Origin of the sequence: Lautropia dentalis, assembly GCF_003892345.1 — a bacterium.
Lineage (GTDB): Bacteria > Pseudomonadota > Gammaproteobacteria > Burkholderiales > Burkholderiaceae_E > Lautropia > Lautropia dentalis.
The window spans coordinates 188,874-210,416 of the sequence record NZ_RRUE01000001.1; the positions used below are offsets into that span (position 1 = coordinate 188,874).

General features: G+C 64.6%; 16 protein-coding genes and 2 pseudogenes. 7 read left to right on the forward strand and 11 right to left on the reverse strand.

Annotation, left to right across the window (positions count from 1 at the left end; translation table 11 throughout):
- The first annotated feature begins 228 nt into the window (after positions 1-228).
- Entirely contained in the window at positions 229-2,484 is a 2,256-nt protein-coding gene (locus EHV23_RS00750; RefSeq protein WP_158615760.1) for a TonB-dependent siderophore receptor, read from the forward strand.
- A gap of 167 nt (positions 2,485-2,651) precedes the next feature.
- On the opposite strand, the gene EHV23_RS00755 is transcribed toward EHV23_RS00750, so the two are convergent.
- Entirely contained in the window at positions 2,652-2,981 is a 330-nt protein-coding gene (locus EHV23_RS00755; RefSeq protein ID WP_125094284.1) for a hypothetical protein, read from the reverse strand.
- 143 nt (positions 2,982-3,124) lie between these two features.
- On the opposite strand from EHV23_RS00755, the gene EHV23_RS00760 reads away from it, so the two are divergent.
- The 3 genes from EHV23_RS00760 to EHV23_RS00770 all read left to right on the forward strand — a co-directional run bounded on the left by EHV23_RS00760 (position 3,125) and on the right by EHV23_RS00770 (position 4,874).
- On the forward strand, positions 3,125-3,670 hold the full coding sequence (locus tag EHV23_RS00760; RefSeq protein WP_125094285.1) for a hypothetical protein: 546 nt from the start codon (positions 3,125-3,127) through the stop codon (positions 3,668-3,670).
- 120 nt (positions 3,671-3,790) lie between these two features.
- Positions 3,791-4,297 (forward strand): hypothetical protein, encoded by a 507-nt coding sequence (locus EHV23_RS00765; RefSeq protein WP_125094286.1) that lies wholly within the window; start codon positions 3,791-3,793, stop codon positions 4,295-4,297.
- 40 nt (positions 4,298-4,337) lie between these two features.
- Positions 4,338-4,874: a hypothetical protein gene (locus tag EHV23_RS00770; RefSeq protein WP_125094287.1), complete on the forward strand. Its 537-nt coding sequence runs from the start codon at positions 4,338-4,340 to the stop codon at positions 4,872-4,874.
- A 34-nt stretch (positions 4,875-4,908) separates the two neighbouring features.
- Here the strand turns inward: EHV23_RS00770 and fghA are convergent, their stop codons facing one another.
- The gene (gene fghA / locus EHV23_RS00775; protein WP_125094288.1) at positions 4,909-5,808 is read right to left on the reverse strand and encodes an S-formylglutathione hydrolase; all 900 of its coding nucleotides are present in this window, start codon (positions 5,806-5,808) and stop codon (positions 4,909-4,911) included.
- Positions 5,809-5,872: 64 nt separating this feature from the next.
- Positions 5,873-7,003, reverse strand: coding sequence for an S-(hydroxymethyl)glutathione dehydrogenase/class III alcohol dehydrogenase (locus EHV23_RS00780; protein ID WP_125094289.1), 1,131 nt, complete (start codon positions 7,001-7,003; stop codon positions 5,873-5,875).
- Positions 7,004-8,055: 1,052 nt separating this feature from the next.
- Between EHV23_RS00780 and EHV23_RS00785 the strand changes: the two genes are divergently transcribed.
- Both EHV23_RS00785 and EHV23_RS00790 read left to right on the forward strand, forming a co-directional pair.
- Positions 8,056-9,060, forward strand: a complete 1,005-nt coding sequence (locus EHV23_RS00785; protein ID WP_125094290.1) for a YeeE/YedE family protein — start codon at positions 8,056-8,058, stop codon at positions 9,058-9,060.
- Positions 9,061-9,100: 40 nt separating this feature from the next.
- Positions 9,101-10,621 carry a rhodanese-like domain-containing protein gene (locus EHV23_RS00790; protein ID WP_125094291.1) on the forward strand — a complete coding sequence of 507 codons (1,521 nt, stop codon included), beginning with the start codon at positions 9,101-9,103 and terminating at the stop codon, positions 10,619-10,621.
- A gap of 112 nt (positions 10,622-10,733) precedes the next feature.
- On the opposite strand, the gene EHV23_RS15445 is transcribed toward EHV23_RS00790, so the two are convergent.
- From EHV23_RS15445 to nadA, 8 genes and pseudogenes are all read right to left on the reverse strand, one after another.
- Positions 10,734-11,333, reverse strand: a complete 600-nt coding sequence (locus tag EHV23_RS15445; RefSeq protein WP_203228837.1) for a glutathione S-transferase N-terminal domain-containing protein — start codon at positions 11,331-11,333, stop codon at positions 10,734-10,736.
- A 242-nt stretch (positions 11,334-11,575) separates the two neighbouring features.
- Entirely contained in the window at positions 11,576-11,932 is a 357-nt protein-coding gene (locus tag EHV23_RS00800) for a helix-turn-helix domain-containing protein (protein WP_125094292.1), read from the reverse strand.
- Positions 11,933-12,009: 77 nt separating this feature from the next.
- Positions 12,010-12,348, reverse strand: a pseudogene (locus EHV23_RS00805) (hypothetical protein); the annotation flags it as partial.
- Positions 12,347-12,513, reverse strand: a pseudogene (locus EHV23_RS00810) (transposase); the annotation flags it as partial. The pseudogenes EHV23_RS00805 and EHV23_RS00810, both read right to left, overlap by 2 nt.
- Positions 12,514-12,802: 289 nt before the next feature.
- Positions 12,803-13,822, reverse strand: a complete 1,020-nt coding sequence (locus tag EHV23_RS00815; protein ID WP_125094294.1) for an alpha/beta fold hydrolase — start codon at positions 13,820-13,822, stop codon at positions 12,803-12,805.
- Positions 13,823-14,016: 194 nt separating this feature from the next.
- Complete coding sequence (gene ydiJ, locus EHV23_RS00820; RefSeq protein ID WP_125094295.1) at positions 14,017-17,175, reverse strand: D-2-hydroxyglutarate dehydrogenase YdiJ; 3,159 nt, start codon at positions 17,173-17,175, stop codon at positions 14,017-14,019.
- Between the two features lie 144 nt (positions 17,176-17,319).
- Positions 17,320-19,050 (reverse strand): L-aspartate oxidase, encoded by a 1,731-nt coding sequence (gene nadB, locus EHV23_RS00825; RefSeq protein WP_125094296.1) that lies wholly within the window; start codon positions 19,048-19,050, stop codon positions 17,320-17,322.
- Positions 19,047-20,165 (reverse strand): quinolinate synthase NadA, encoded by a 1,119-nt coding sequence (nadA, locus tag EHV23_RS00830; RefSeq protein WP_238990334.1) that lies wholly within the window; start codon positions 20,163-20,165, stop codon positions 19,047-19,049. Before nadA ends, nadB begins: the two co-directional genes overlap by 4 nt.
- 425 nt (positions 20,166-20,590) lie before the next feature.
- Here nadA and EHV23_RS00835 point away from each other — a divergent pair, with 425 nt between their 5' ends.
- On the forward strand, positions 20,591-21,535 hold the full coding sequence (locus EHV23_RS00835) for an NUDIX hydrolase (protein ID WP_125094298.1): 945 nt from the start codon (positions 20,591-20,593) through the stop codon (positions 21,533-21,535).
- The last annotated feature ends 8 nt before the right edge of the window (positions 21,536-21,543 follow it).

Here is a 21,543-nt window from a genome sequence, read left to right on the forward strand (position 1 = left end):
TGAAATCAAAGGTAACAATTATCGATATCGTTACGTATCAAAACAAACCCAATGAACATTTATCAATTCTATCGGTGCCGTCGATATTGTTGTCATAAGGCTATTGAGCAGCATCAATGCAGGGGTGCTGCAGCTGGATGAACATGCCGCGCCGCCATGGCGGCCAGCTCTCTATCTTTCCGGAAACACATTACAGACAACCCTTCCCCCCTCTGCAAGGAACAGCTCATGAGCCGTCATACGCCTGTCAGCCGTCGTCCGTCCTCTTCTTCGTCCTGCCTGCTTCGTCCTGCCGCCGTGGCACTGGCGCTGGCCTCGCTGCCCTGGGCTGCCCATGCCGCCGTCGATGAGACTTTCCAGCTGGGCACCGTGGTGGTGACGGGCAAGGCCCGCCTGAAAATGGACAGCGAAACCGCCTTCACGGCGTCGTCCATGCGCACCACCACGGGCCTGTCGCTGTCGCCGCGCCAGACGCCGCAGTCGGTGAGCGTGGTGACGCAGGCCCAGATGAGGGGGCAGGGCATTCGCACCTTCGAGGGGGCGCTGAACACCACGACGGGCGTGAACGTGACGCGCAGTGCGTCGCGCTCGGTGTTCATGTCGCGCGGGTTCTACATCGAGCAGCTGGCCGAAGATGGCATCAACACCATGATCGGTGCGCCCGGCCTCAATGGCACGCCGGGGCGTGACCCCAAGCAGCAGCTGGACATTGCCCTCTACGACCACATCGAGGTGGTGCGTGGTGCCACCGGGCTGACGCAGGGCGTGGGCGAGCCGGGCGGCACGCTGAACGCCGTGCGCAAGAAGCCCACCAGCACGCCCCTGGTCGAAGCCAGCCTGATGGTGGACCGCTTCGGCACCGTGCGTGCCACGGGCGACGTGTCCGGCCCGCTGAATGAAGACCGGGACCTGCGGGCGCGCCTCGTGACGGTGCTGGAAAAGGACCGGTCCTTCCAGGACAACGTCGATGGCAGGAATGCGCTGCTCTATGGCGTGGCCGACAAGACGCTGGGCGATGGCACGCGCTTCACCGTGGGCGGACTGGTGCACAACACGCACGACACACCGGACCCCAACGGCCTGCCGATGGCCCACGACAACACCGATGCCCACCTGCCCCGAGACAAGTTCCTGGGCATGGACTGGAACAAGGGCCGCTATCGCAAGCGGGACGCCTTCGTCGAGCTGGACCACTACCTGAACGACGACTGGAACCTCAATGCCAAGCTGGACTACCGGCAGACCCATTCGGTGTCCGAGTACACCTCGCTGGCGGGTTCCGGTGCCGTGGGCGGTGGCATCAGCGCCACCGGCACGCTGCCGGTGGACGACATCGAGCGTTACGACCATGCCGGCAACCAGCTGGCCTTCCAGACCAACCTGAATGGCTCCTTCGAGGCGCTGGGCCAGAAGCACGAAGCCTTCATGACCTACAGCTACAGCCGCGAGAAGCTGGATGTGCGCGAGCGCTGGCAGGACAACGACGGCCTGACGGCGCCTGTCTACACCTTCACCGGCCATGAAGTGGCCCGTCCCGACTGGAACACCTACTACGGCCAGAACTTTTCGCACAACAACTTCTACAATCAGGGGCTGTCGGGGGGCGTACGCCTGAATGTGCGGGACGATCTGCACATCCTGGTCGGCACGCGCTACACGCACTGGAAGCGTGACTGGGCCTACATCTACGACACCCGCAATGGCCAGCCCGATACGCGCGCCAATACGCAGCTGATCACGCGCCGCAGCCGCTTCATCCCGTACGCCGGCGTTACGTACGATCTGGATGATGTCAACAGCATCTACCTGAACTACACCTCCATGTTCAAGGTCAACACCAACCCGGCACTCGACGGCGGCCCGCTGCCCGTGACGCAGGGCAGAAATTACGAGGTGGGCTGGAAGGCCGCGGCCAATGAGGGGAAACTGAACGCGTCGGTGGCGCTGTTCCAGGTGGATCAGGACAATACGGCGGTGCGCTCCAACCTGCGCACCACGGACGGTACCCGCCGCTGGGCCTGGTTCCCGCTGACCGAGCGCAGCCGGGGGCTGGATGCCGAGGTGTCCGGTGAGGTGATGCCCGGTGTCAACCTGTTTGCCGGCTATACCTACAACAAGCGCAAGTACACGGCCAGTGTCGGCAGCGCCGTGGCCGGGAAGGACTTTGCCAAACAGATGCCCAAACACATGCTGCGCGCCTATGGCAACTATCGCCTGCCGGGCGAGGCTTCGGCATGGACGCTGGGCCTGGGCATGCGCATGCAGAGCGCCACGGAAAGCGGCTGGGATATCCACAACGGTGGTCGCACGGTGTGGAATGCCAGCGTGCAGTACGCGCTGGATGCGCACTGGCAGTTCAACCTGAGCCTCAACAACCTCACGGACAAGCGCTACTACACGGACAACGGTTCACGCGGTTATGGCTATGGCAGCTACTACGGCGAGCCGCGTAACGTAGTGCTGACGGCAACGTGGCGGATGTAATGATCCGGTAACTTTTCTGTCCATGTCTCCCTTTCATTGGGGGGCATGGCACGGTATGGCCCATACAATGCCCCGCTGTGACGTGCTGCATGGCGGGGCATTCGTTCGTGGGGACACGGACGGCAAGGGGGCAGAAGCCTGTCTGGTCATGCACACAACGGCTACGATCAGGAGGCGCGCTCATGGCGTTCGGACGATTGGTCTCGCTCTTCAGAAAATCCCCGTTCATGCAGGGGCCGCTGCTGAGCAGGGTGGGGGTGATCATGCTGGCCATCACGCCGGTCCTCATTCTGCTGCTCTGGCGCTTCCACAGCCCCAGCATGATGGATGCCGATGTCCGGGGGGCCGTGATCCTCAACGATCCGCTCACCGCCACCCAGGAGTCCGGCTTTTATCCGGTGGTGTTCGATGTGGACGGCAATCCCCGTGGAACGCAGAGCCTTGCCCATGTGCCGCAGGGTTCGCCCAACGCCGGCCGTCTGCACCGGGGCGACCATGTGACGCTGCTGTGCGAGGGCCACCCCTGCGAGGTCGTGCAGATCAGGCAGGGGGATCAGGTTCTCGTGTCGGGTGAGGCGCTGGCCGAGTTCTCGCGGTACAAAAACCGGATGAGTGCCCTGGGGCTGCTGGCCTGGGCGCTGTGCGGTGCCGGGCTGATCTGGCTTTCCGGGCGTCGCAGGCATGGGTTGTCGGGGCGTGGCATGGGGCGCCGGCGGCGACGTTCCCGGTCATCCGGTTCGTCACGCCCGGCCGGGTCTTCGCGGTCCTCCAGTTCATCACGTCCGGGAGGGGCTTCACGGTCCACCGGTTCATCGCGTTCGGGGGAGTCTTCGCGCCCGTCCGGTTCGTCGCGTTCAGGAGAGTCTTCGCGGCCGTCTGGTTCGTCGCGTTCGGGAGAATCTTCGCGTTCGTCCGGTTCGTCGCGTCGGGGAAGGTCTTCACGGTCGTCCGGTTCGTCGCGTCTGGCAGAGTCATCCCGGTCGTCGGGGGCGTCACAACCGGCAGAATCCTCCCGGTCAGCCGGCGCGTCGCATTCGGCGGAGTCGTCGCGTTCATCCGGATCGTCCCGCTCTTCGTCGGGTGCGCCCCGGTCGTCCGGATCGTCACGGCCGGCGGAGGCGTCTCCATCGTCTGCCGGGGCGTCGCAGCCATCTGGTCAGTCCAGACCCACGTCCGCGGACAATGAATGAGGCAGCTGCTGTCAGGAGGTGTTTCCATGCCGCTGGGAGATTTCATCGGACGCAAGGCGAAACCCGCAGTACGCGGGCCCGTGTTTCGCAGGGTCGGACGGGGTCTGCTGGCCCTGATGCCCGTGATCTTTTTATGCTTCTGGCATTTTGGCGGCCCTGATGTGGAGGGGGCGGATGCCCGCCCTGCGGTGATCGTCAATGATCCGGCCACCGATCTGCAGGATGGCGGCTTTCACCGGGTCAGCCTGGCGGTGGAGGGAAATCCCGAAGGGCAGCTGAGCCTTGCCTTCGTTCCGGAGGGCGCCTCGAATCGTGATGTCCTGCACCCGGGTGACCGCCTGATGGTACTGTGCGAAGGAACGCCCTGCGAAGTGGCCGAAATCCAGCGAGGAAACCGGGCGCTGATCGGAAATGGACCGCTGTCCGAGTTCTACCGCTACCAGAACCGGCTGACCGTTCTGGGGCTGCTCGTCTGGGGGCTGCTTGCGCTGGCCTTTCTGTCGGTGGCGTGGCGTGACCACCACGAGCTGCTCCAGCAGGAAAGCGAATCGGGCGGGTCCCGCTCGTCCAGACGACGGCGCTCATCGCGTACCTCCCGGGGGCGGGGGGCCACACGGGGTTGAAGCCCGGGTGTGATTTCCGGAAAACCGGGGGGCTTTCATCATGTTTTATCTGGATGCTTTCTTTGCACCCCCAGAGGTGCGAGGACCCGCACTGCGCAAGGCTGCAGAGATATCGGCGGTCATGCTCGTTCTGATGACGCTTCTTTGCTGGGATTACGGCTCTCCCGATGTGCGTGGGGTCGAGGCGCGGGAGGCCATGGTGGTTTCCGCACCCGCGCCAACACGTGATGCATACGGTTTTTATCGCCTTGTACTGGATGTGGATGGAAATGGTATGCGTGGCAACAGGCGCCGCCCCAGCCTCGTTTATGTTCCCCAGGACGCGCCGAATCTCGATAGTCTGTGGAAAGGTGCGGAGGTGACGGTGCTGTGCCGCGAAACACCCTGCAAGGTCGTCGAAATCCGGCAGGCGGGACGGACCATCGTGCCGGCGGCAACGCTGTTTGAAATCCGCCGGCACCGCAACCAGAGCGTGATATTCGGTCTGGTTGGTGGCACTCTGGTGATTGGCGTGTTTCTTCTCGTGTCGTGGCGGGACGGCAGGAGGATGGCTCGTAGAAAGAGATCAGCCGGGTAGTACAGGAGCATGGCCGGACAGCAGGCAGTCTCCGTCACACCTTCCCCGACTCATCCCTCCCTGCCCGCAGAATCCGCGCATGCCATCCGATGTGCTCGCCAATGAAGGTGGCAATGAAGTAGTAGCTGTGGTCGTACCCGGGTTGCAGGCGCAGTTCCAGCGGCTGGCCGGCGGCGGCGCAGGCTGTCTTCAGCAGTTCGGGGCGCAGCTGTTCCTGCAGGAAGGGGTCGTCGGTGCCCTGGTCGATCAGGATCGGCAGGTTGGAGGGGGCTGACAGCCCCATCCACTCGCGCCCCTGTGCCTTCACCATCGCCACGGCATCGTACTGCGCCCAGGCGGCGGGATCATCCCCCAGATAGGTCCGCAGTGCCTTCTGCCCCCACGGTACCTGCGAAGGGGCGACGATGGGCGCAAAGGCCGATACGCTGCGGTAGCGGGCCGGGTTGCGCAGTGCAATGGTCAGGGCGCCATGACCGCCCATGGAATGCCCGCTGATGGCCCGTACCTGTGTGGCCGGAAAATGCGCCTCGATGAGCGCCGGCAGCTCCTCCACCACGTAGTCGTACATGCGAAAGTGCGGTGCCCACGGCGCTTGCGTGGCGTTGACGTAGAAGCCGGCGCCCTGGCCGAGGTCATACGCTTCGTCGTCGGCCACGGCGTGGCCCTGCAGGTCGCTGCCGCGCGGGCTGGTGTCGGGGGCCACCAGAATGATGCCGCGCTGCGCGGCATACTGCTGCGCGCCGGCCTTCGTGATGAAATTCTGCTCGTTGCAGGTAAGGCCCGACAGCCAGTAGAGCACGGGGCATTTTTCGCCGGCCAGTGCCAGCGGGGGCAGGTATACCGCCACGTTCATGGCGGTGCCGGTGCAGGTGGATTCATGCTGCCAGACTTCCTGGCGGCCGCCGAAGCAGGCGTGCTGTTCAGTACGTTTCATTGTGGTGTCCGCTGGGCATTGTTCTGGCGACGGGCGGGCAGAAGAGGGGGGCGGCCCGTCATGGTCATGGTTGTCCGTAGTGCACCACCGAGCGGATGGATTTGCCTTCGTGCATCAGGTCGAAGGCCCGGTTGATGTCATCCAGCGGCATGGTGTGGGTGACGAAGGGGGCCAGTTCGATCTTGCCCTGCATGGCGTCTTCGACCATGCCGGGCAGCTGGCTGCGGCCCTTCACGCCGCCAAAGGCGGTGCCCAGCCAGCGGCGGCCGGTGACGAGCTGGAAGGGGCGGGTGGAGATTTCCTGGCCGGCGCCGGCCACGCCGATGATCACCGACTGGCCCCAGCCGCGGTGGGCGGCTTCCAGCGCGGCGCGCATGACGTTGACGTTGCCGATGCATTCGAAGGTGTGGTCCACGCCCCAGCCGGTCATCTCGATCAGCACCTGCTGGATGGGTTTGTCGTAATCGTTCGGGTTCAGGCAGTCGGTGGCGCCGAACTGGCGGGCCAGTTCGAATTTGGCAGGGTTGGTGTCGATGGCGAAGATGCGGCCGGCCTTTGCCTGCCGGGCGCCCTGCAGGACGGCCAGTCCGATGCCGCCCAGGCCGAAGACGGCCACCGAATCACCTTCCTGCACTCTGGCGGTGTTGTGCACGGCGCCGATGCCGGTGGTGACGCCGCAGCCCAGCAGGCAGACCTGTTCGGGGTTGGCGGCAGGGTTGATCTTTGCCAGCGAGACTTCGGCGACGACGGTGTATTCGCTGAAGGTGCTGCAGCCCATGTAGTGGTAGAGGGGCTGGCCGTTGTACGAGAAGCGGGTGGTGCCGTCGGGCATGACGCCCTTGCCCTGGGTGGCGCGTACCGAGGTACAGAGGTTGGTCTTGTTGCTCTGGCAGAAGAGGCATTCGCCGCATTCGGCGGTGTAGAGGGGGATGACGTGGTCACCGGGTTTGACGGAGGTGACGCCTTCGCCGACGGATTCGACGATGCCGGCGCCTTCGTGGCCGAGGACGGCGGGGAACAGCCCTTCGGGGTCGCTGCCGGAGAGGGTGAAGGCGTCGGTGTGACAGATGCCGGTGTGGGTGATGCGGACGCGGACTTCGCCTTTTTTGGGGGGAGCTACGTCGATGTCGACGATCTGCAGGGGCTGGCCTGCGCCAAAGGCCACGGCGGCGCGGGATTTGAGGGTGGTGGTCATGGGGGGCTTCTCTTCGGGAGGGGAGTTGGGTCACTGTAACACGTCATGGGGCGTGGTTCATGATGGGCGCTTTCAGGCGAGGGCTGTACTTCATGGAAGACGGCTTTGGGTGATGAGGTCTGTGCTTCACGGAAGACGCTTTTCGGTGGGGGCGGCGTTTCATGGATGACGCTTCCGGGTGGGGGCCGTGCCTCATGGAAGACGCTTTCGGGTGGGGCGGCGCGGGGAGGGGGAGACCCATGCGGCTCATACGCTCAATCCAGTTTTGTTGCCCACGACCTGCGTCGTGGTCAACAAAGCTGGATGGCTATAAAACTTTGCAACAACCGGGCTGCGCCCGCCCGTTGCAAAGTTTTCACGCCGACCACGAAATCGCCGCATGGGCCTCCCCCTCCCCACGCCGCTTCTCGGGTTTGCTGGGTGCGGCTTTGACGGGCAGGGACTGGTGTTGCGCTTGCGATGTTTTCGCTGCGCGAGGTCATTGCATTGGTGGGGGCAACGTCCAGGAGTCTGTGGGGCAACGTTCCGGAGAAAAGGCGGCGACGGGGCGGCAGACCGAATGATGTGGTGTGGCAGTCAAAAACGGAACCGCCCGCGCAACCTGGGTGGCTGGCGGGCGGTGAGGGAAGCGCTTTTGCCGGTGAGGGCGAAGCGCTTCGGGGGCAGGGGGGGTGGTTGTGGCGTATCTTGCATCATGGGTTCGTATCCAGTGAGAGACATGGCCAGTAAGGGCGACAAGTTTCGGCATCCACGTTACGGACGGCTTGGATCGAGTCCAGCCTGGCCCCTATCAGCGATAACCAGTCGCCTGCCAGAGCCCGGTGACATCACCCCCCGGATCATGGATGACTGGGGGCAGCAATCATGCCGGGTCTGGCTGGCCAAAGCCCCGGTTGTCCAGGACACGAACATAGTAACGGGGGCGGAAAGCCGGTACGACCCTAAGGGAAGTGGCGCGGCATGCTGCGGACAGCAGGCCGGACATGCCTGGTGGTGATGATCGGGGTTCTACAATTACGACCCTGATTCATTCGTCCGACCGGGATCGAACCATGCCATTGAGCGGCCTTCTGGTGGGGCTGGCGTTCGGCTTTCTGCTGCAACGCGGCCAGTTCTGCTTCGTCTGCGGTTTCCGCGAGCTGTTCCAGAAGCGAGATCCGCGTTTCATGCTGGCGTTGCTGCTGGCTGTCGCCATCCAGTCGGTCGGCTTCTTCGGGCTGCAGGCGGCCGGGCTCATCCGTCTTCCCACCGAGCAGATGCCGATCCTGGCCACCGTGCTGGGCGGGTTGCTGTTCGGCATGGGCATCATCCTGGCGCGCTGCTGCGGCAGCGGCAGCTGGTTCCGCAGTGGCGAAGGCGCCGCCGGCAGTCTGCTGGTGCTGCTGGTCTTTGCCATCACCCTGGCGGCCTGCCAGGCGGGGCCGCTCAAGAACCTGCTGCAGCCGCTGTTGCAGCAGACATCCTCACTGGGGCTGATCCACGAGACGCTGGGCATTGCGCCATGGTGGTGCGTGGCGGCACTGGTGGTCATGTGCGCCGGCCTGCTGTGGCGGGCGCGCCGGCAGGCCACCTCTTCCCCGTCGCCCGCCAGTGATGCGGCCGAGGCCGTCGAGGCGGGACGCTATCCCCTGGGGATTGCCGCGCTCATCGGTCTGCTGGGCGTGCTGGCCTGGTGGCTCAGCTGGCAGAGCGGCCGCAACTATGGTTACGGCGTGGCTGTGCCCACGGCCAACGTGCTGCAGTATCTGGTCACCGGCCAGAGCCGCTATCTCAACTGGGGCAGTCTCTTCGTGCTGGGTATCCTGCCCGGTGCCTTCTTCAGCGCCTGGCTGCGGGGGCAGTTCCGCTGGCGGGTGCCGCCGGTGGAACAGGTGCCGCAGTGCATCCTGGGCGGCGTGCTGATGGGGGTGGGCGCCACGCTGGCCGGCGGCTGTACCATCACCAACACCCTGGTGGCTACCGCCTACTTCTCGTGGCAAGGCTGGCTGGCCACGCTGATGATCCTGCTGGGCTGCTGGCTGGCGCTGCGCCTGCTGCGCACGCCGTCCTGTGCCTGAGCATCCTTTTCATCCCTTTGCGTCTGTCTGCACCATCATCATGAGTCTGCTGTCCATCCGTCCGGAGTCATCCGCTTTCTCCTTCAAGCCATCCGCCACCTCGGCCGGCGGCCGACAGCAAGGCACTCCTGCGCATCACACCCTCCGCCGTGACGTGCCGCGGGGACGGCCGGCTGCACGCCGCCTTGCCGGTGCTGCGGCGCTGGCCGCCGTGCTGGGTATCACACTGGCTGGCTGTGATTCGCAGAAGGTGCAGGTGATCGACACGGCTGGCCTGGCAGCGAAGCTGGGCAGCGCCGACTACGTGATCATGGACACGCGCGACGACAGCCTCTACAACGGCTTCCACGATCAGGGTGCGCCGCGTGGCGGGCACATCCGTGGCGCAGGCCAGTTCACGACGGCCTGGCTGGATTACATCGCCCCCGAGAAATTCGAGGAATTTGCGGCCGGCAAGGGCATCACCAAGGACCGCACGGTAGTGTTCTACGACAGCAACCCCGACAACCTGGAGCGGGTCAGCGCCGAGTTTGCCTCGCGCGGCTACAAGGTCGCGGTCTACAAGGACTATCTGGCCTGGGCCAATGATCCGGCCCAGCCGATGGATGCGTTCCCTAACTATCCCCTCAGCGTCTCGCCGCAGTGGCTGGACCGCCTGATGAGAGGAGGCAAGCCCGAAAGCTACGACAACGACCAATACATGCTGTTCGAGGTGTCGTGGGGGCCCCGGGAAAAATCCAATGCCTACATGCAGCACATCGTCGGCGCCTACCACTTCGACACCGACTGGATCGAGAACGCGCCCGTCTGGAACCTGTCCGATCCGAAAGTGATCGAGCAGAACCTGCTGAAGAACGGCATCACGCACGACAAGACCATTGTGCTGTATTCCGATAACCAGCTGGCGGCGCTGCGCGTGTTGTGGGCGCTGAAATGGGCGGGCGTGAAGGACGTGCGTTTCCTGAACGGCGGTCTGCGTGGCTGGGTGGATGCCGGCCTGCCCACCGAGACGAAGGTGAACACGCCCGAGCCCGCCGAACACTTCGGCGTGACCATTCCGGCCAACCCGCAGATCAACATCAGCATGCCCGCTCAGGCGCAGGCTGCGCAGAAGGAAGGGCTGAAGCTCATCAGCAACCGGTCGTGGGATGAATACATCGGCAAGGTGAGCGGCTATGACTACATCCCCGGCAAGGGGGAGCCCAAGGGCGCCATCTGGGGTTTTGCCGGCACGGATTCTTCCAACATGGCCGACTACTACGACCCCGACAACACACTGCGCAACCCCAACGAGATCTTTGCGCTGTGGAAGGGGCAGAACATCCACGCGGGCGACAAGCTGGCCTTCTACTGTGGCACGGGCTGGCGTGCCGGCGTGCCCTGGTTCATGACCCAGCTGGCCGGCTGGAAGGACACCTTCATCTATGACGGCGGCTGGAATGCCTGGCAGATGGATTCGGTCTATCCGGTGCAGAAAGGCGCGCCCGGCAACATGAGCAAGCCGGACGCCCACAACGACTTCGGCAAGGTGCACAAGCAGGGCGCGTCCTGCAAGAGCTGAACGGGACGAGGGTTTTCGGCTTGACCCAGCGGTGTGACGCAGCCCGGCTTGGGCTGCGTGAAGGCGTGTGCTTGAAGGGGCTGCCGTGGCGGTCGAGCCCCTTGGGGCGTGGTCAAAGCTCGCCGACTGTTGTGGCTTTGGTTGCTGCCAGAGCTTCGGGGGCCGTCTTCTTCGCCAGCGATGTTGCGGCAAAGGCTTCCACGGCCGCCTTCGTGTCGAGCCGTGCAGCCGCCTCGAATTCCTCGGGGCGACGCAGCTTCACGGTCAGCAGCACCACGGCCAGCATCACGTCCGGCCAGGCCTGGCTGTTGCCGTCAAAGGCGGGCACCCGTGCCAGCGCACGCTTCAGTGCCGTGACACAGCGCTCCACCAGCGGATGGTCGGCCGTGTCCGGCGCCTTGAAGCGCACCAGCTTCACGATCTGGATCAGCATCTCCAGCAGCGCATGCGTCTGGGAGACGGCCGACAGCTCGGCCGCCGGTGGCATGGCACCACCCAGGTACAGGCAGATGGGCAGCGTGCCCGGAACAGCGGTCTTGCCGTCATCCAGCACCAGCACCGGAATCTGGCTCAGTGGGTTGATGGCCTCCAGTTCCGGCGGGTTCTGCCACGGGTCCACCATTTGCAGCGACAGATCGTTGCGACCCAGCAGCAGTGCGCGGGACAGGCAGATGCGCCCATAGGGCGAGGTGGGGCTGACATAGAGCTTCATGGCGGTCTCCGGTCGAGTCATGGAAGCGTCCATGGTACTCCTTGCCGGCTGGGTCCTGCCTGAAGCCGTAGGGCATGTCATGGGCGCAGAACTCAATGTTGCTGCAGCAACCGGTCTGCTGCACGCTGCAGCCCTTGCAGGATGCTGTCGGCTGACACATGCGACGGCCGCTTCCAGTGACCGACGAACAGCCCATTCATCCACAATCCCAAGACATTCCTGCGGCGTGCGGACATGGCGTGTCACCAGGCAAAAGGGTCGGGGGCGGCAGAGCTACCCGTGGGGGGGGGGGGTGGAGACGCACTGGCAGGCGTCGTCTCATCATCAGCCGCAGAGGCTACCGAAACGGCAGCCCCTTCGGCACGGTCCTGCCGCAGCACCAGCGATACGCCCAGCAGGCTCAGCAATGCCATCAGGCGTTCGGCGCTCATCCGGTGGGCGTTGCGCTCCAGGCTGGAGAAGGTCTGCTGGGTCACGCCCAGGCGACGTGCGGCTTCGGCCTGTGTCAGGCCGGCGGCCTTGCGAAAACCCTGCAGCAGCATGGGGAGCTGTTCGGGAATCTGGACGCGGAAGTCCTGAGGAAGGGGGTGATCAGGCATGTACAGGCCATAGGCTGTATCTTGATGATACATAGTATAGCCTGTATTTGTGTCATACAGGTTATGGGCTGTATCTTTCAGCCTTGCCGCCCCGCACTCGCGCGGCCCTCATCCCCCACCCGCACCCGCGCCAGCAGCACCTGCAGCGGGTGGCGCAGCTGGCGGTGGGCCATGCGTTTGACCTGGCTGCGGCAGGAATAGCCGGTGGCCAGGGCCTCGCCGGCCGTCTCGGCAGGGCGGTCCACCTGGGCCTGCCACGATTGCGAGTAGATGAGGCGCGAGGTGGCCAGGTTGCGGGCCTCGTGGCCATAGGTGCCGGCCATGCCGCAGCAGCCGGTGGCCTGCACCTGCAGCGTCAGCCCGAAGTGGCGGAACACCTTCACCCACTGGCCGTTGCTGTCGGGCTGGTTGGTCTTTCAGCCTGGACACCGTCACGCCGGCGTACTTGCGCTTCCATTGGTAGAAGAGAAGGTGGAAACGCTGATGCCCCGCTTGCGGCATACCTCTGCCACCGGGACGCCGGACTCAGCATGCTGCAAGGTTTCCAGGATCTGGCTTTCCGTGAACTTCGACTTCTTCATGGGTTCTCACCTCGGGTTGGTCGAAGTCTATGGTTCCGAGCGCTCCTCTTTCAGGAGGAGTCTACGGCTCCATCTTCTCAAAGATTGGAGCCTCCTCCAGACCCAGGGCGGTTCACCGGGATGATTGATCCGTGGTTACACTTGTCTTTGAAATGCCGCTGAATATCGAGGCTGCCAGCATGATCATCAATCTGCAATGTCGGATCTGCGAAGTTGTCGGCCTCAGCATGCTTGGCGCCAAGGCCATGTAGAGCAGATTTTCAGGGGTGAATCCTGAGAAATCAACAAGTTACGTCAAGACTGTCGAACTCGGGTTTCTCGATGCCTGAGGCGCCTGACTCTGCCGGCTTTGTTTCTGTTTTATTGTGCTCAGAAATTTCCTGATATATCGGGCTATCTCCTCCGGCTTGTAGTCATGGATGTAGTGCGGCCCTTCCATTGTTATGAGTTTTGCCTGCGGATTTTGGGCGACGAAGGCCTTTTCCTTTTTGTCATTGCTGCCTGTGCTGCCGCCTTTTTGAATGGCTGCAAAGATTAGGGTAGGAACTTGAGGCACTGGCTCATGCCTGATCGTATCAAGGTTTTTATTCATCTCCTTGACTTCGTTCATGACCGCTTGAGTAATGGATCGGCGGTGGAATAAAGCTCTAAATACAGATTCGTCCTGTCGGTTGAGTGTCCCGGAACGCAAGGTCGGGGTGCTCCTTATGTCGTAGAGGATAGGCAGTCGAGCCAGGCCCAGATTCTTGGCTAGCCACGAAATCTGATAGAGTCGCTGATCCGGTATTCTAGTTGGCGGAATGGACATGTCCAGACCGATAAGGGCTTCCACTTCTTCTGGATGACGATTTGCCCAGTGGACAGCCTCCAATCCTGCCATGGAATGCGGCACCAGGACATAGGGGCCGGAAATTTCAGCTGTCTTGAGAGCCTTGCGGGTCTGGCTAAGCTGTTTATCCAGCGATCGGTCATCGTCCCCATCATCGCTATATCCGTAGCCCAGACGTTCTACAACGACAACGCGATAATCATTTTCCAGTCTGGAATAAAGGGCCTTGAAGTCCAGTGTCGGCGCATTGGTTCCCAGTCCAGACAGGAAAACAAGGGTCCTGTCTCCCATGCCTGTGGTATAAACATTCAGCCTCTTTCCATCCACCTCGACCAGTTGACCAATCGGTCTTTCGATGAGACTGCTTTCCTGAAAGATTTGGAAGCGATGGTAGAGGGAGATGGTCAGCAGAGCAAAAGCCAGCATTCCCGAAAGCCAGGCTGCGATTCTGAAGATAAATTTCAAAACAGGTCTGAACATGCAATATCCATTTTGAAGAATGTGCCACGGCGCCCGCATTTGACGGGGTGGCTCCCTAGTACAGGCAGATGCGCCCATAGGGCGAGGTGGGGCTGACATGGAGCTTCATGGCGGTCTCCGGTCGAGTCGTGGAAACGTCCATGGTACCCCTTGCCGTCAGACCGCCCCGTGGGCGGCCCTGTATCTGTCAGCTCCTATCGCCCCGCACTCGCGCGGCCCTCATCCCCCACCCGCACCCGCGCCAGCAGCACCTGCAGCGGGTGGCGCAGCTGGCGGTGGGCCAAGCGCTTGACCTGGCTGCGGCAGGAATAGCCGGTGGCCAGGGCCTCGCCGGCCGTTTCGGCGGGGCGGTCCACCTGCGCCTGCCACGATTGCGAGTAGATGAGGCGCGAGGTGGCCAGGTTGCGGGTCTCGTGGCCATAGGTGCCGGCCATGCCGCAGCAGCCGGTGGCCTGTACCTGCAGCGTCAGCCCGAAGTGGCGGAACACCTTCTCCCACTGGCCGTTGCTGTCAGGCTGGTTGGTCTTCTCGGTACAGTGGGCCAGCAGGCGATAGGTATCTGGGAAGTTGATGTCCTGGTGGGTATTGCTTTGCGGGCTGGCGGCATCGGTGGCTGTCGTGGCGGAGGGGGACAGAACCTCAGCCAGCTTCCTTGCCGCCGGTCCTTCTGCCAGCGCCTGCAGCAGCCATTCCTGCGGCAGCAGCACCCGGGGCAGGTCCTGAATGCCCTCGATCTTGGCGTACTCCTGACGGAACACCAGCGTCATGGCCGGGTCCAGTCCCACCAGGGGGATGTCGAACCGGGCCAGCGCCTGCAGGGCGCGGATGTGGCGACGCGCCGCGCGCTCGAAGGCGGGCAGGAAGCCCTGCACCTGCAACGGCTTGCCGTTGGCGTGCAGCGGTGCCAGCCAGACGCGCAGGTCCAGCCGGGCGGCCAGCTCGATGAAGTCCGCCAGTTGTTCAGTCTCGAAATACCGGGTGAAACTGTCCTGCACCAGAATGACGCTGCGCGCACGCTCCTCCGCAGGGAGTGCAGCCAGTGCGGCTGGTGTGGCGGTGCTCACCTGCCATCGCTGCAGCACGGGCTGGAGTGCCATGCGGTTGATGAGCGGGCTGTCCACCATGCCCACGTGCTTTTCCATCATGCGCTGCACCCAGCCGTTGCCCATGATGCCGTTGTAGAGCCACGGCACGTGGGCAAACCACGGCATGGAGAATTCCAGCGAGCCGATGAGGTAATGGCGCAGCGGGCGCAGGTAGCGCTGGTGGTAGAGCTGCAGGAAGCGCGCGCGGAAATCCGGCACGTTCACCTTGATGGGACATTGCCCGGCGCAGGCCTTGCAGGACAGGCAGCCGGCCATGGCCTCGTACACCTCGTGCGAGAAGTCCGGCACCTGCTGCCGTGCGGCGCGGGTATTGCGCCAGCGCTGCCAGAAGCTGCGCAGGAACCCCGGTGGGTTGCGCGACAGTTCCAGCACGTCCACCCCGGCATTGCCCTGCAGGCGTAGCCATTCGCGCATCAGCGAGGCACGCCCCTTGGGTGAGTGCTGGCGCTGGCGGGTGGCTTTCCACGATGGGCACATGGCGTCGTCGGGGTCATAGTTGTAGCAGGCGCCGTTGCCGTTGCAATGCATGGCGGCGCCATAGCTCTGCCAGACGCGCTCGTCGATCTGCCGGTCGTGTTCGCCGCGTGTGGGCACACCATCGACCTTCATCAGCTGCGCCTGGCTCTGCCACGGCGTGGCAATCTTGCCCGGGTTGATCTGGTTGTGCGGGTCGAAGGCGGCCTTGAGCTTCTGCAGCGACGGATACAGCTCACCGAAATACGCCTCGGCATATTCCGAGCGCACGCCCTTGCCGTGCTCGCCCCACAGCAGGCCGCCGTAGCGCTGCGCAAGGGCTGCCACCGCATCACTGATCGGGCGCACCAGTGCCGCGTACTTCGGATCCTTCATGTCCAGCGCCGGGCGCACGTGCAGCACGCCGGCGTCCACGTGACCGAACATGCCGTATTGCAGGCCGTGACTGTCCAGCAGTGCGCGGAACTCGGCAATGTATTCCGCCAGATTCTCGGGGGGCACGGCCGTGTCTTCCACGAAGGGCTGCGGACGGGCCTCGCCCTGCACGTTGCCCAGCAGGCCCACGGCACGCTTGCGCATGGCATAGACGCGCTTGACGGCGTCCGATCCCACTGCCAGCGTGTGGCCCAGACGGCGCACGGTGGTGTCGGTCTGCAGGTGATTCACGAAGCGCTGCACCCGCGCGTCCACCTCGGCCGGGTCATCGCCGCTGAATTCCACCAGGTTGATGCCTAGTGTCTGCTCGCCGTCCTGTTCCGGGAAATATTCCGATACGCTGTTCCAGACGAAATCGTTCATGGCCAGCAGCAGCACCTTGGAATCCACCGTCTCGATGGACAGGGGCTTCTGTGCGATCAGCGCCCGGGCGTCGCGCAGCGCATCCATGAAGGCGGCATAGCGCACGTTCACCAGCACCGAATACTTCGGGATGGGCAGCACGTTGAGCCGTGCCTCCACCACGAAGCCCAGCGAACCCTCGGCACCGCACAGCACGCTGTTGAGGTCGAAGCGGCCGTCAGGACGACGCAGGTGCGCCAGGTCATAGCCGGTCAGGCAGCGGTTGAGCTTCGGAAACTTCGCGCGGATGAGATCGGCCTGCTCGTCGGCAATGCGGCGGGCCGTGCGGTGCACCTTGCCGATGCGCCCGGGCTGCGCACACAGCGCCTCCAGTCCCGCATCGTCCACCGGCTGGCTGATGAAGCGCTCGCCGCCCAGCAGTACGTAGTCCAGTGCCAGCACGTGGTCGCGCGTCTTGCCGTAGGTGCAGCTGCCCTGGCCGCTGGCGTCGGTATTGATCATGCCGCCCAGCGTCGCCCGGTTCGAGGTGGACAGCTCGGGGGCGAAGAAGAGCCCGTGAGGGCGGAGCGCGGCATTGAGCTGGTCTTTCACCACACCGGCCTGGACGCGCACCCAGCCCTCCTCGGCATTGATCTCCAGAATGCGGTTCATGTGCCGCGACAGGTCCATCACCAGCCCGTGGGTGAGCGACTGGCCGTTGGTGCCCGTGCCGCCACCACGCGGTGCCAGCGCCACCGTCTGGTAGGCAGGCTGGCCCAGCAGCGTGGCCACGCGCTGCACGTCCTCGGCGTCCTTCGGGAAGACGGCGGCCTGCGGGGCCAGCTGGTAGAGCGAGTTGTCGGTGGCGAACAGCGTGCGGGTGGCGTAGTCGTCCTGGATCTCGCCGACAAAGCCGCTGGCGCGCAGGTCCGCCAGAAACTGTCGATAGATGGCGGGCAGCTCGTCGGCGGGGCGGGGCAGGGCGGCGATGGACATGGAACAGGCAGGACGGAAGGACCGGTGCCGGCGCGGGAGTGGCCGGGACAGCCCGAAAGTATCCGCACGCGCGCCCCGGTTGACAAGCGCAGGCCGGCTGCCGCTGGTCTGGAATCCGCCACCAGCCGGAGGTGAAGGCGCTGTTCACGCGCCGGGCTGTGCTGACGGCTGCCGCCGATGCGCCGTAGAGGCTGTCGGCGGCGGAGCGGCGGTCAGGTCCACGTTGCAGTGTGCGCCGATGCTGGTCGGGCACTGCCGGGCGCTGGCCTCGATGATCCGCGCGCAGGTGAGCAGGTTGAGATCCTCATGCCCGGACACGCTGACGGGGGGCTGGATGTGGGCCTGCCAGGCGGTCAGCACGGCATGGGCATGGGCCAGGCCCGGCGTGCTGCGCAGGATGCCCAGGTTCCGGCTCACCAGCGCCTGCAGGCTGCGACGGTCGAAAGGCGGCAGGGCGGTACCGGATTCGTCGGCAACCCTGCTGGCGGGCGCGGGCTGCGCGAAGGGGGCGGAAGCATCCCTTTCGGCCGCTGCCACGGTCGTTTCGCGGGGGGCGGAGGAAGCGTCCTGCACCATGTCGTGCTTCGAGACCATCGTCATGGCCCGGATCATCGGATGGTGCCAGCGGGCGCCGTCCGCAATGGCCCGGGCGGCGTTTCGGCCCATCACCACGCATTCCAGCAGCGAGTTGCTGGCCAGCCGGTTGGCGCCATGCAGGCCGGTGCAGGCGGCTTCGCCCAGACAGAACAGGTTCTCCACCTGGGTGTGCCCGGCCGTGTCGCAGACGATGCCGCCGCAGGTGTAGTGCTGCACCGGGCCGACCGGAATCGGGCTGCGCGTGATGTCGATGCCGTGCGCCAGGCAATGCGCATGGATGGTGGGGAAGTGCTCCAGGATGAAGCTGGGGGGGCGATGGCTGATGTCCAGCCAGACGTGGGGCAGTGACTGCCTGCCGATCTCGGCGGCAATGGCGCGGGCCACGATGTCGCGGGGAGCCAGTTCGGCGCGCGAGTCGTAGCTGGGCATGAAGCGCTCGCCGGCTTCATTGCGCAGTATGCCCCCTTCGCCGCGCACGGCTTCGGAGATCAGGAAGATCGGTTCCTGCCCGTCGGTATCGGACAGCCCGGCACCGATGTCCGTCAGGAAGCGGGAAGGTCCGGCATGCCCGGCGAAGCCGGTGGGGTGGAACTGCATGAAGGCCATGTTGGCCGCCGCGCAGCCGGCCCGGAAGGCCATGGCAATGCCGTCGCCGGTGCAGGCAGTCGGGGTGGTGGTGCGTGCATAGACCTGGCCGCAACCGCCGCTGGCCAGCACGACAGACGTGGCCAGCATTGGTTGCAGCTGCCCCTGGTGCAGTACGCGCACGCCCACGCAGCGCTCCTCGTCGTCCTGCAGCAGGTCCACGGCCATGGTCTGTTCCAGCTGCCGGATGTTGGGGCGGCTGGCCACGGCCCGGTAGAGCGCCTGCATGATCGAGAGCCCAGTGTGGTCGGCCACGTGGGCGATGCGGCTGGCACCGTGCCCGCCTTCGCGTGTCAGGTGCAGGCTGCCGGTGTCCGTGCGACTGAAGGGCACGCCCGTGCCGATCAGCCATTCGATGGCGGCCCGTCCCTGCGAGAGGATGGCGCGTACCGCGGCCTCGTCGCATAGCCCGGCACCAGCCACCAGCGTGTCGGCCACGTGGTCATCCAGTCGGTCAAGCCGATCCAGCACGGCGGCGATGCCGCCCTGGGCGCGACTGCTGGCGTTGTCATCAAGCCGGTACTTGCACAGCAGCGCGATGCGCAGGCTCTCCGGCAGCGAGAGCGCCAGCGTCAGCGCTGCCAGCCCGTTGCCCACGATGATCACGTCGTGGTCGGCATTCCGTGGTTTCATGCTGGTCCCATCCCGTTGAAGACATTGGCGGCCTGCTGGCGCTTGAGCTGTTCGGCAAAGTCCAGCATGCGTTCCAGCGGCTTGCGGGCTGCCTGGCCCAGTGCGCTGTCCAGCAGGATCTCGTTGTGGCCGTGACGCAGTGCGTCGTGGATGCCCACCAGGCCGTTCATGGCCATCCAGGGGCAGAAGGCGCAGCTCTTGCAGGTGCCGCCGTTACCGGCCGTGGGGGCCGCCAGGAAGGTCTTGTGAGGCGCCTGCTTGCGCATTTCGTGCAGGATGCCCTGGTCGGTGGCCACGATGAAGGTCTGTTCGGGGCGTTCCACGGCGGCCTTGAGCAGCTTGCTGGTGGAACCCACCACATCGGCCATCTCCACCACGCTGGCCGGTGATTCCGGATGCACCAGCACGATGGCATCCGGGTGCTCGGCCTTCAGCGCCAGCAGCTCCTCGGCCTTGAACTCGTCGTGCACGATGCACGAACCCTGCCACAGCAGCATGTCGGCGCCGGTCTGGCGGCGGATGTAGTCGCCCAGGTGCCGATCCGGTCCCCAGATGAGCTTTTCTCCCCGTTCTTTGAGGTGGGTGACGATCTCCAGTGCCACTGACGAGGTGACGACCCAGTCGGCACGCGCCTTCACGGCGGCACTGGTGTTGGCATACACCACCACCGTCCGGTCCGGGTGCTGGTCGCAGAAAGCCGAGAACTCGTCCTCGGGGCAGCCCAGGTCCAGCGAGCATTCCGCTTCCAGGTCCGGCATCAGCACCGTCTTGTCCGGGCAGAGGATCTTGGCGCTCTCGCCCATGAAGCGCACGCCGGCCACCACCAGCATCCGCGCCGGATGGGAGGCACCGAAGCGGGCCATCTCCAGCGAGTCGCCCACGCAGCCGCCGGTTTCCAGGGCCAGATCCTGGATGTCGGGATCCACGTAGTAGTGGGCCACCAGCACGGCATTGCGTTCGTGCAGCAGGGCCGCAATGCGTTCTTTCAACGCCCTGGCCTCATCGGGGCCCAGGGCATCGGGCACCTTGGCCCAGGCCTGCCGGATGCTGCAGGCCGTGGTGGGGGCCTTGGCGTCGGGCAGGTCATAGTCGAAAACCCTGTGCAGGACTTCCATCATCGTCGGGATCCTCTTTGGTGGGTGCGGGGTTATGGGCTGTGCGGGACAGCAGGGCGGGTGAGGGTTGGTGGTGGGGGGCGGGAATGTCTGCCGGCCGTCACTATTATGCTCAGTTTGAGCATAATTGATCGGAACACAGGAATCGACCGGAACCCATGCCGTGTCCGAACAGGTCACAACGAGGGAAGCGATGGTGCGATGCGCGCCGGACCTTCCGTTCCGGGGTCTTCATGCGGTGCTCCGCACACCAGACCCCTTGCATCGGAAACGGCGTACAGGGCGGCATGGACTCCGGAACCTTCGGATCCGCGTCGTCATGCTTATGCTCAGGTTGAGCATAATAGGAGCGTCTCATTGTCCCTGTCAAACGATCACCCTTCCGGGCGGGTAGAATTTTCGTAACCCTCTCGGATTTCTGCTGGATGGATGCCTCTCTCGAACAGACCGGCGCGGCGCAAGGCATCGTCGAGCTGGTCACGGTGCTGGTTGCGGTGACGGACTTCAAGGCCCGTGTACTGACCGTGGGCAACGGCACCATGCTGCCGCAAGGGCCGCTGTCGCCCGTGCATCGCTCGCTGCAGTCGGGCGTGCGGCTGTGGGTGGCGCAGAAGACCGCGCAGCCGATGGGCTATGTGGAGCAGCTCTACACCTTCGTGGATACCCGGCGTCAGAACGACCAGGGGCTGCCGGTGCTGTACGTGAGCTACCTGGGACTGGTGAGCGAGGCCAACGAGACGGAGCTGAGCCCGGATGCGCGCTGGTTCGACTGGTACGACTATTTCCCGTGGGAAGACCTGCGCGATGGCCGGCGGGACTGGATCGCCCGCGTGATCCTGCCCCGGCTGGATGCCTGGGTGGCGCAGGCCGGGGCGGCAGCCGCGCGCCGGGAGCGTCGCAGCCGGGTTGACTTGCTGTGGGGGCTGCCGCCCTGCGAGTGGTCGGAGGAGCGCACGCTGCAGCGCTACGAGCTGCTCTATGAGGCGGGGCTGGTGCCGGAGTCGCTGCATCTGCAGGCGGACTTCGACATGGCACTGACAGGCCGCGCCATGCAGCACGATCATCGCCGCGTGCTGGCCACGGCCGTGTCGCGGCTGCGCGCCAAGATCAAGTACCGGCCGGTCATCTTCGACCTGATGCCCGAGCGCTTCAGCCTGCTGCAGCTGCAGAAGAGCGTGGAGGCGCTGGTGGGCTGCGAGCTGCACAAGCAGAATTTCCGCCGTCAGGTCCTGCATCAGGGGCTGCTGAAGCCTATCGACCAGAGCACGGCGACCTCGCGCGGCCGTCCGGCCCGTCTGTATCGCTTTCACGAGAGCGTGCTGTCCGAAAGCCTCATCTCGGGGGGGCGATTGTCGTTCCTCAAGGGCTGAGCGGGCGT

What these genes read in the sequence shown, in the direction of transcription:
- EHV23_RS00790 (WP_125094291.1), top strand. Translation starts at nt 9,101, where the DNA reads ATGAGTCTGCTGTCCATCCGTCCGGAGTCATCCGCTTTCTCCTTCAAG.
- EHV23_RS00770 (WP_125094287.1), top strand. Translation starts at nt 4,338, where the DNA reads ATGTTTTATCTGGATGCTTTCTTTGCACCCCCAGAGGTGCGAGGACCC.
- EHV23_RS00785 (WP_125094290.1), top strand. Translation starts at nt 8,056, where the DNA reads ATGCCATTGAGCGGCCTTCTGGTGGGGCTGGCGTTCGGCTTTCTGCTG.
- EHV23_RS15445 (WP_203228837.1), bottom strand. Translation starts at nt 11,333, where the DNA reads ATGAAGCTCTATGTCAGCCCCACCTCGCCCTATGGGCGCATCTGCCTG.
- EHV23_RS00765 (WP_125094286.1), top strand. Translation starts at nt 3,791, where the DNA reads ATGCCCGTGATCTTTTTATGCTTCTGGCATTTTGGCGGCCCTGATGTG.
- nadA (WP_238990334.1), bottom strand. Translation starts at nt 20,165, where the DNA reads ATGGAAGTCCTGCACAGGGTTTTCGACTATGACCTGCCCGACGCCAAG.
- EHV23_RS00835 (WP_125094298.1), top strand. Translation starts at nt 20,591, where the DNA reads ATGGATGCCTCTCTCGAACAGACCGGCGCGGCGCAAGGCATCGTCGAG.
- EHV23_RS00780 (WP_125094289.1), bottom strand. Translation starts at nt 7,003, where the DNA reads ATGACCACCACCCTCAAATCCCGCGCCGCCGTGGCCTTTGGCGCAGGC.
- EHV23_RS00750 (WP_158615760.1), top strand. Translation starts at nt 229, where the DNA reads ATGAGCCGTCATACGCCTGTCAGCCGTCGTCCGTCCTCTTCTTCGTCC.
- nadB (WP_125094296.1), bottom strand. Translation starts at nt 19,050, where the DNA reads ATGAAACCACGGAATGCCGACCACGACGTGATCATCGTGGGCAACGGG.
- ydiJ (WP_125094295.1), bottom strand. Translation starts at nt 17,175, where the DNA reads ATGTCCATCGCCGCCCTGCCCCGCCCCGCCGACGAGCTGCCCGCCATC.
- EHV23_RS00815 (WP_125094294.1), bottom strand. Translation starts at nt 13,822, where the DNA reads ATGTTCAGACCTGTTTTGAAATTTATCTTCAGAATCGCAGCCTGGCTT.
- EHV23_RS00800 (WP_125094292.1), bottom strand. Translation starts at nt 11,932, where the DNA reads ATGCCTGATCACCCCCTTCCTCAGGACTTCCGCGTCCAGATTCCCGAA.
- fghA (WP_125094288.1), bottom strand. Translation starts at nt 5,808, where the DNA reads ATGAAACGTACTGAACAGCACGCCTGCTTCGGCGGCCGCCAGGAAGTC.
- EHV23_RS00755 (WP_125094284.1), bottom strand. Translation starts at nt 2,981, where the DNA reads ATGGTCGCCCCGGTGCAGACGGCCGGCGTTGGGCGAACCCTGCGGCAC.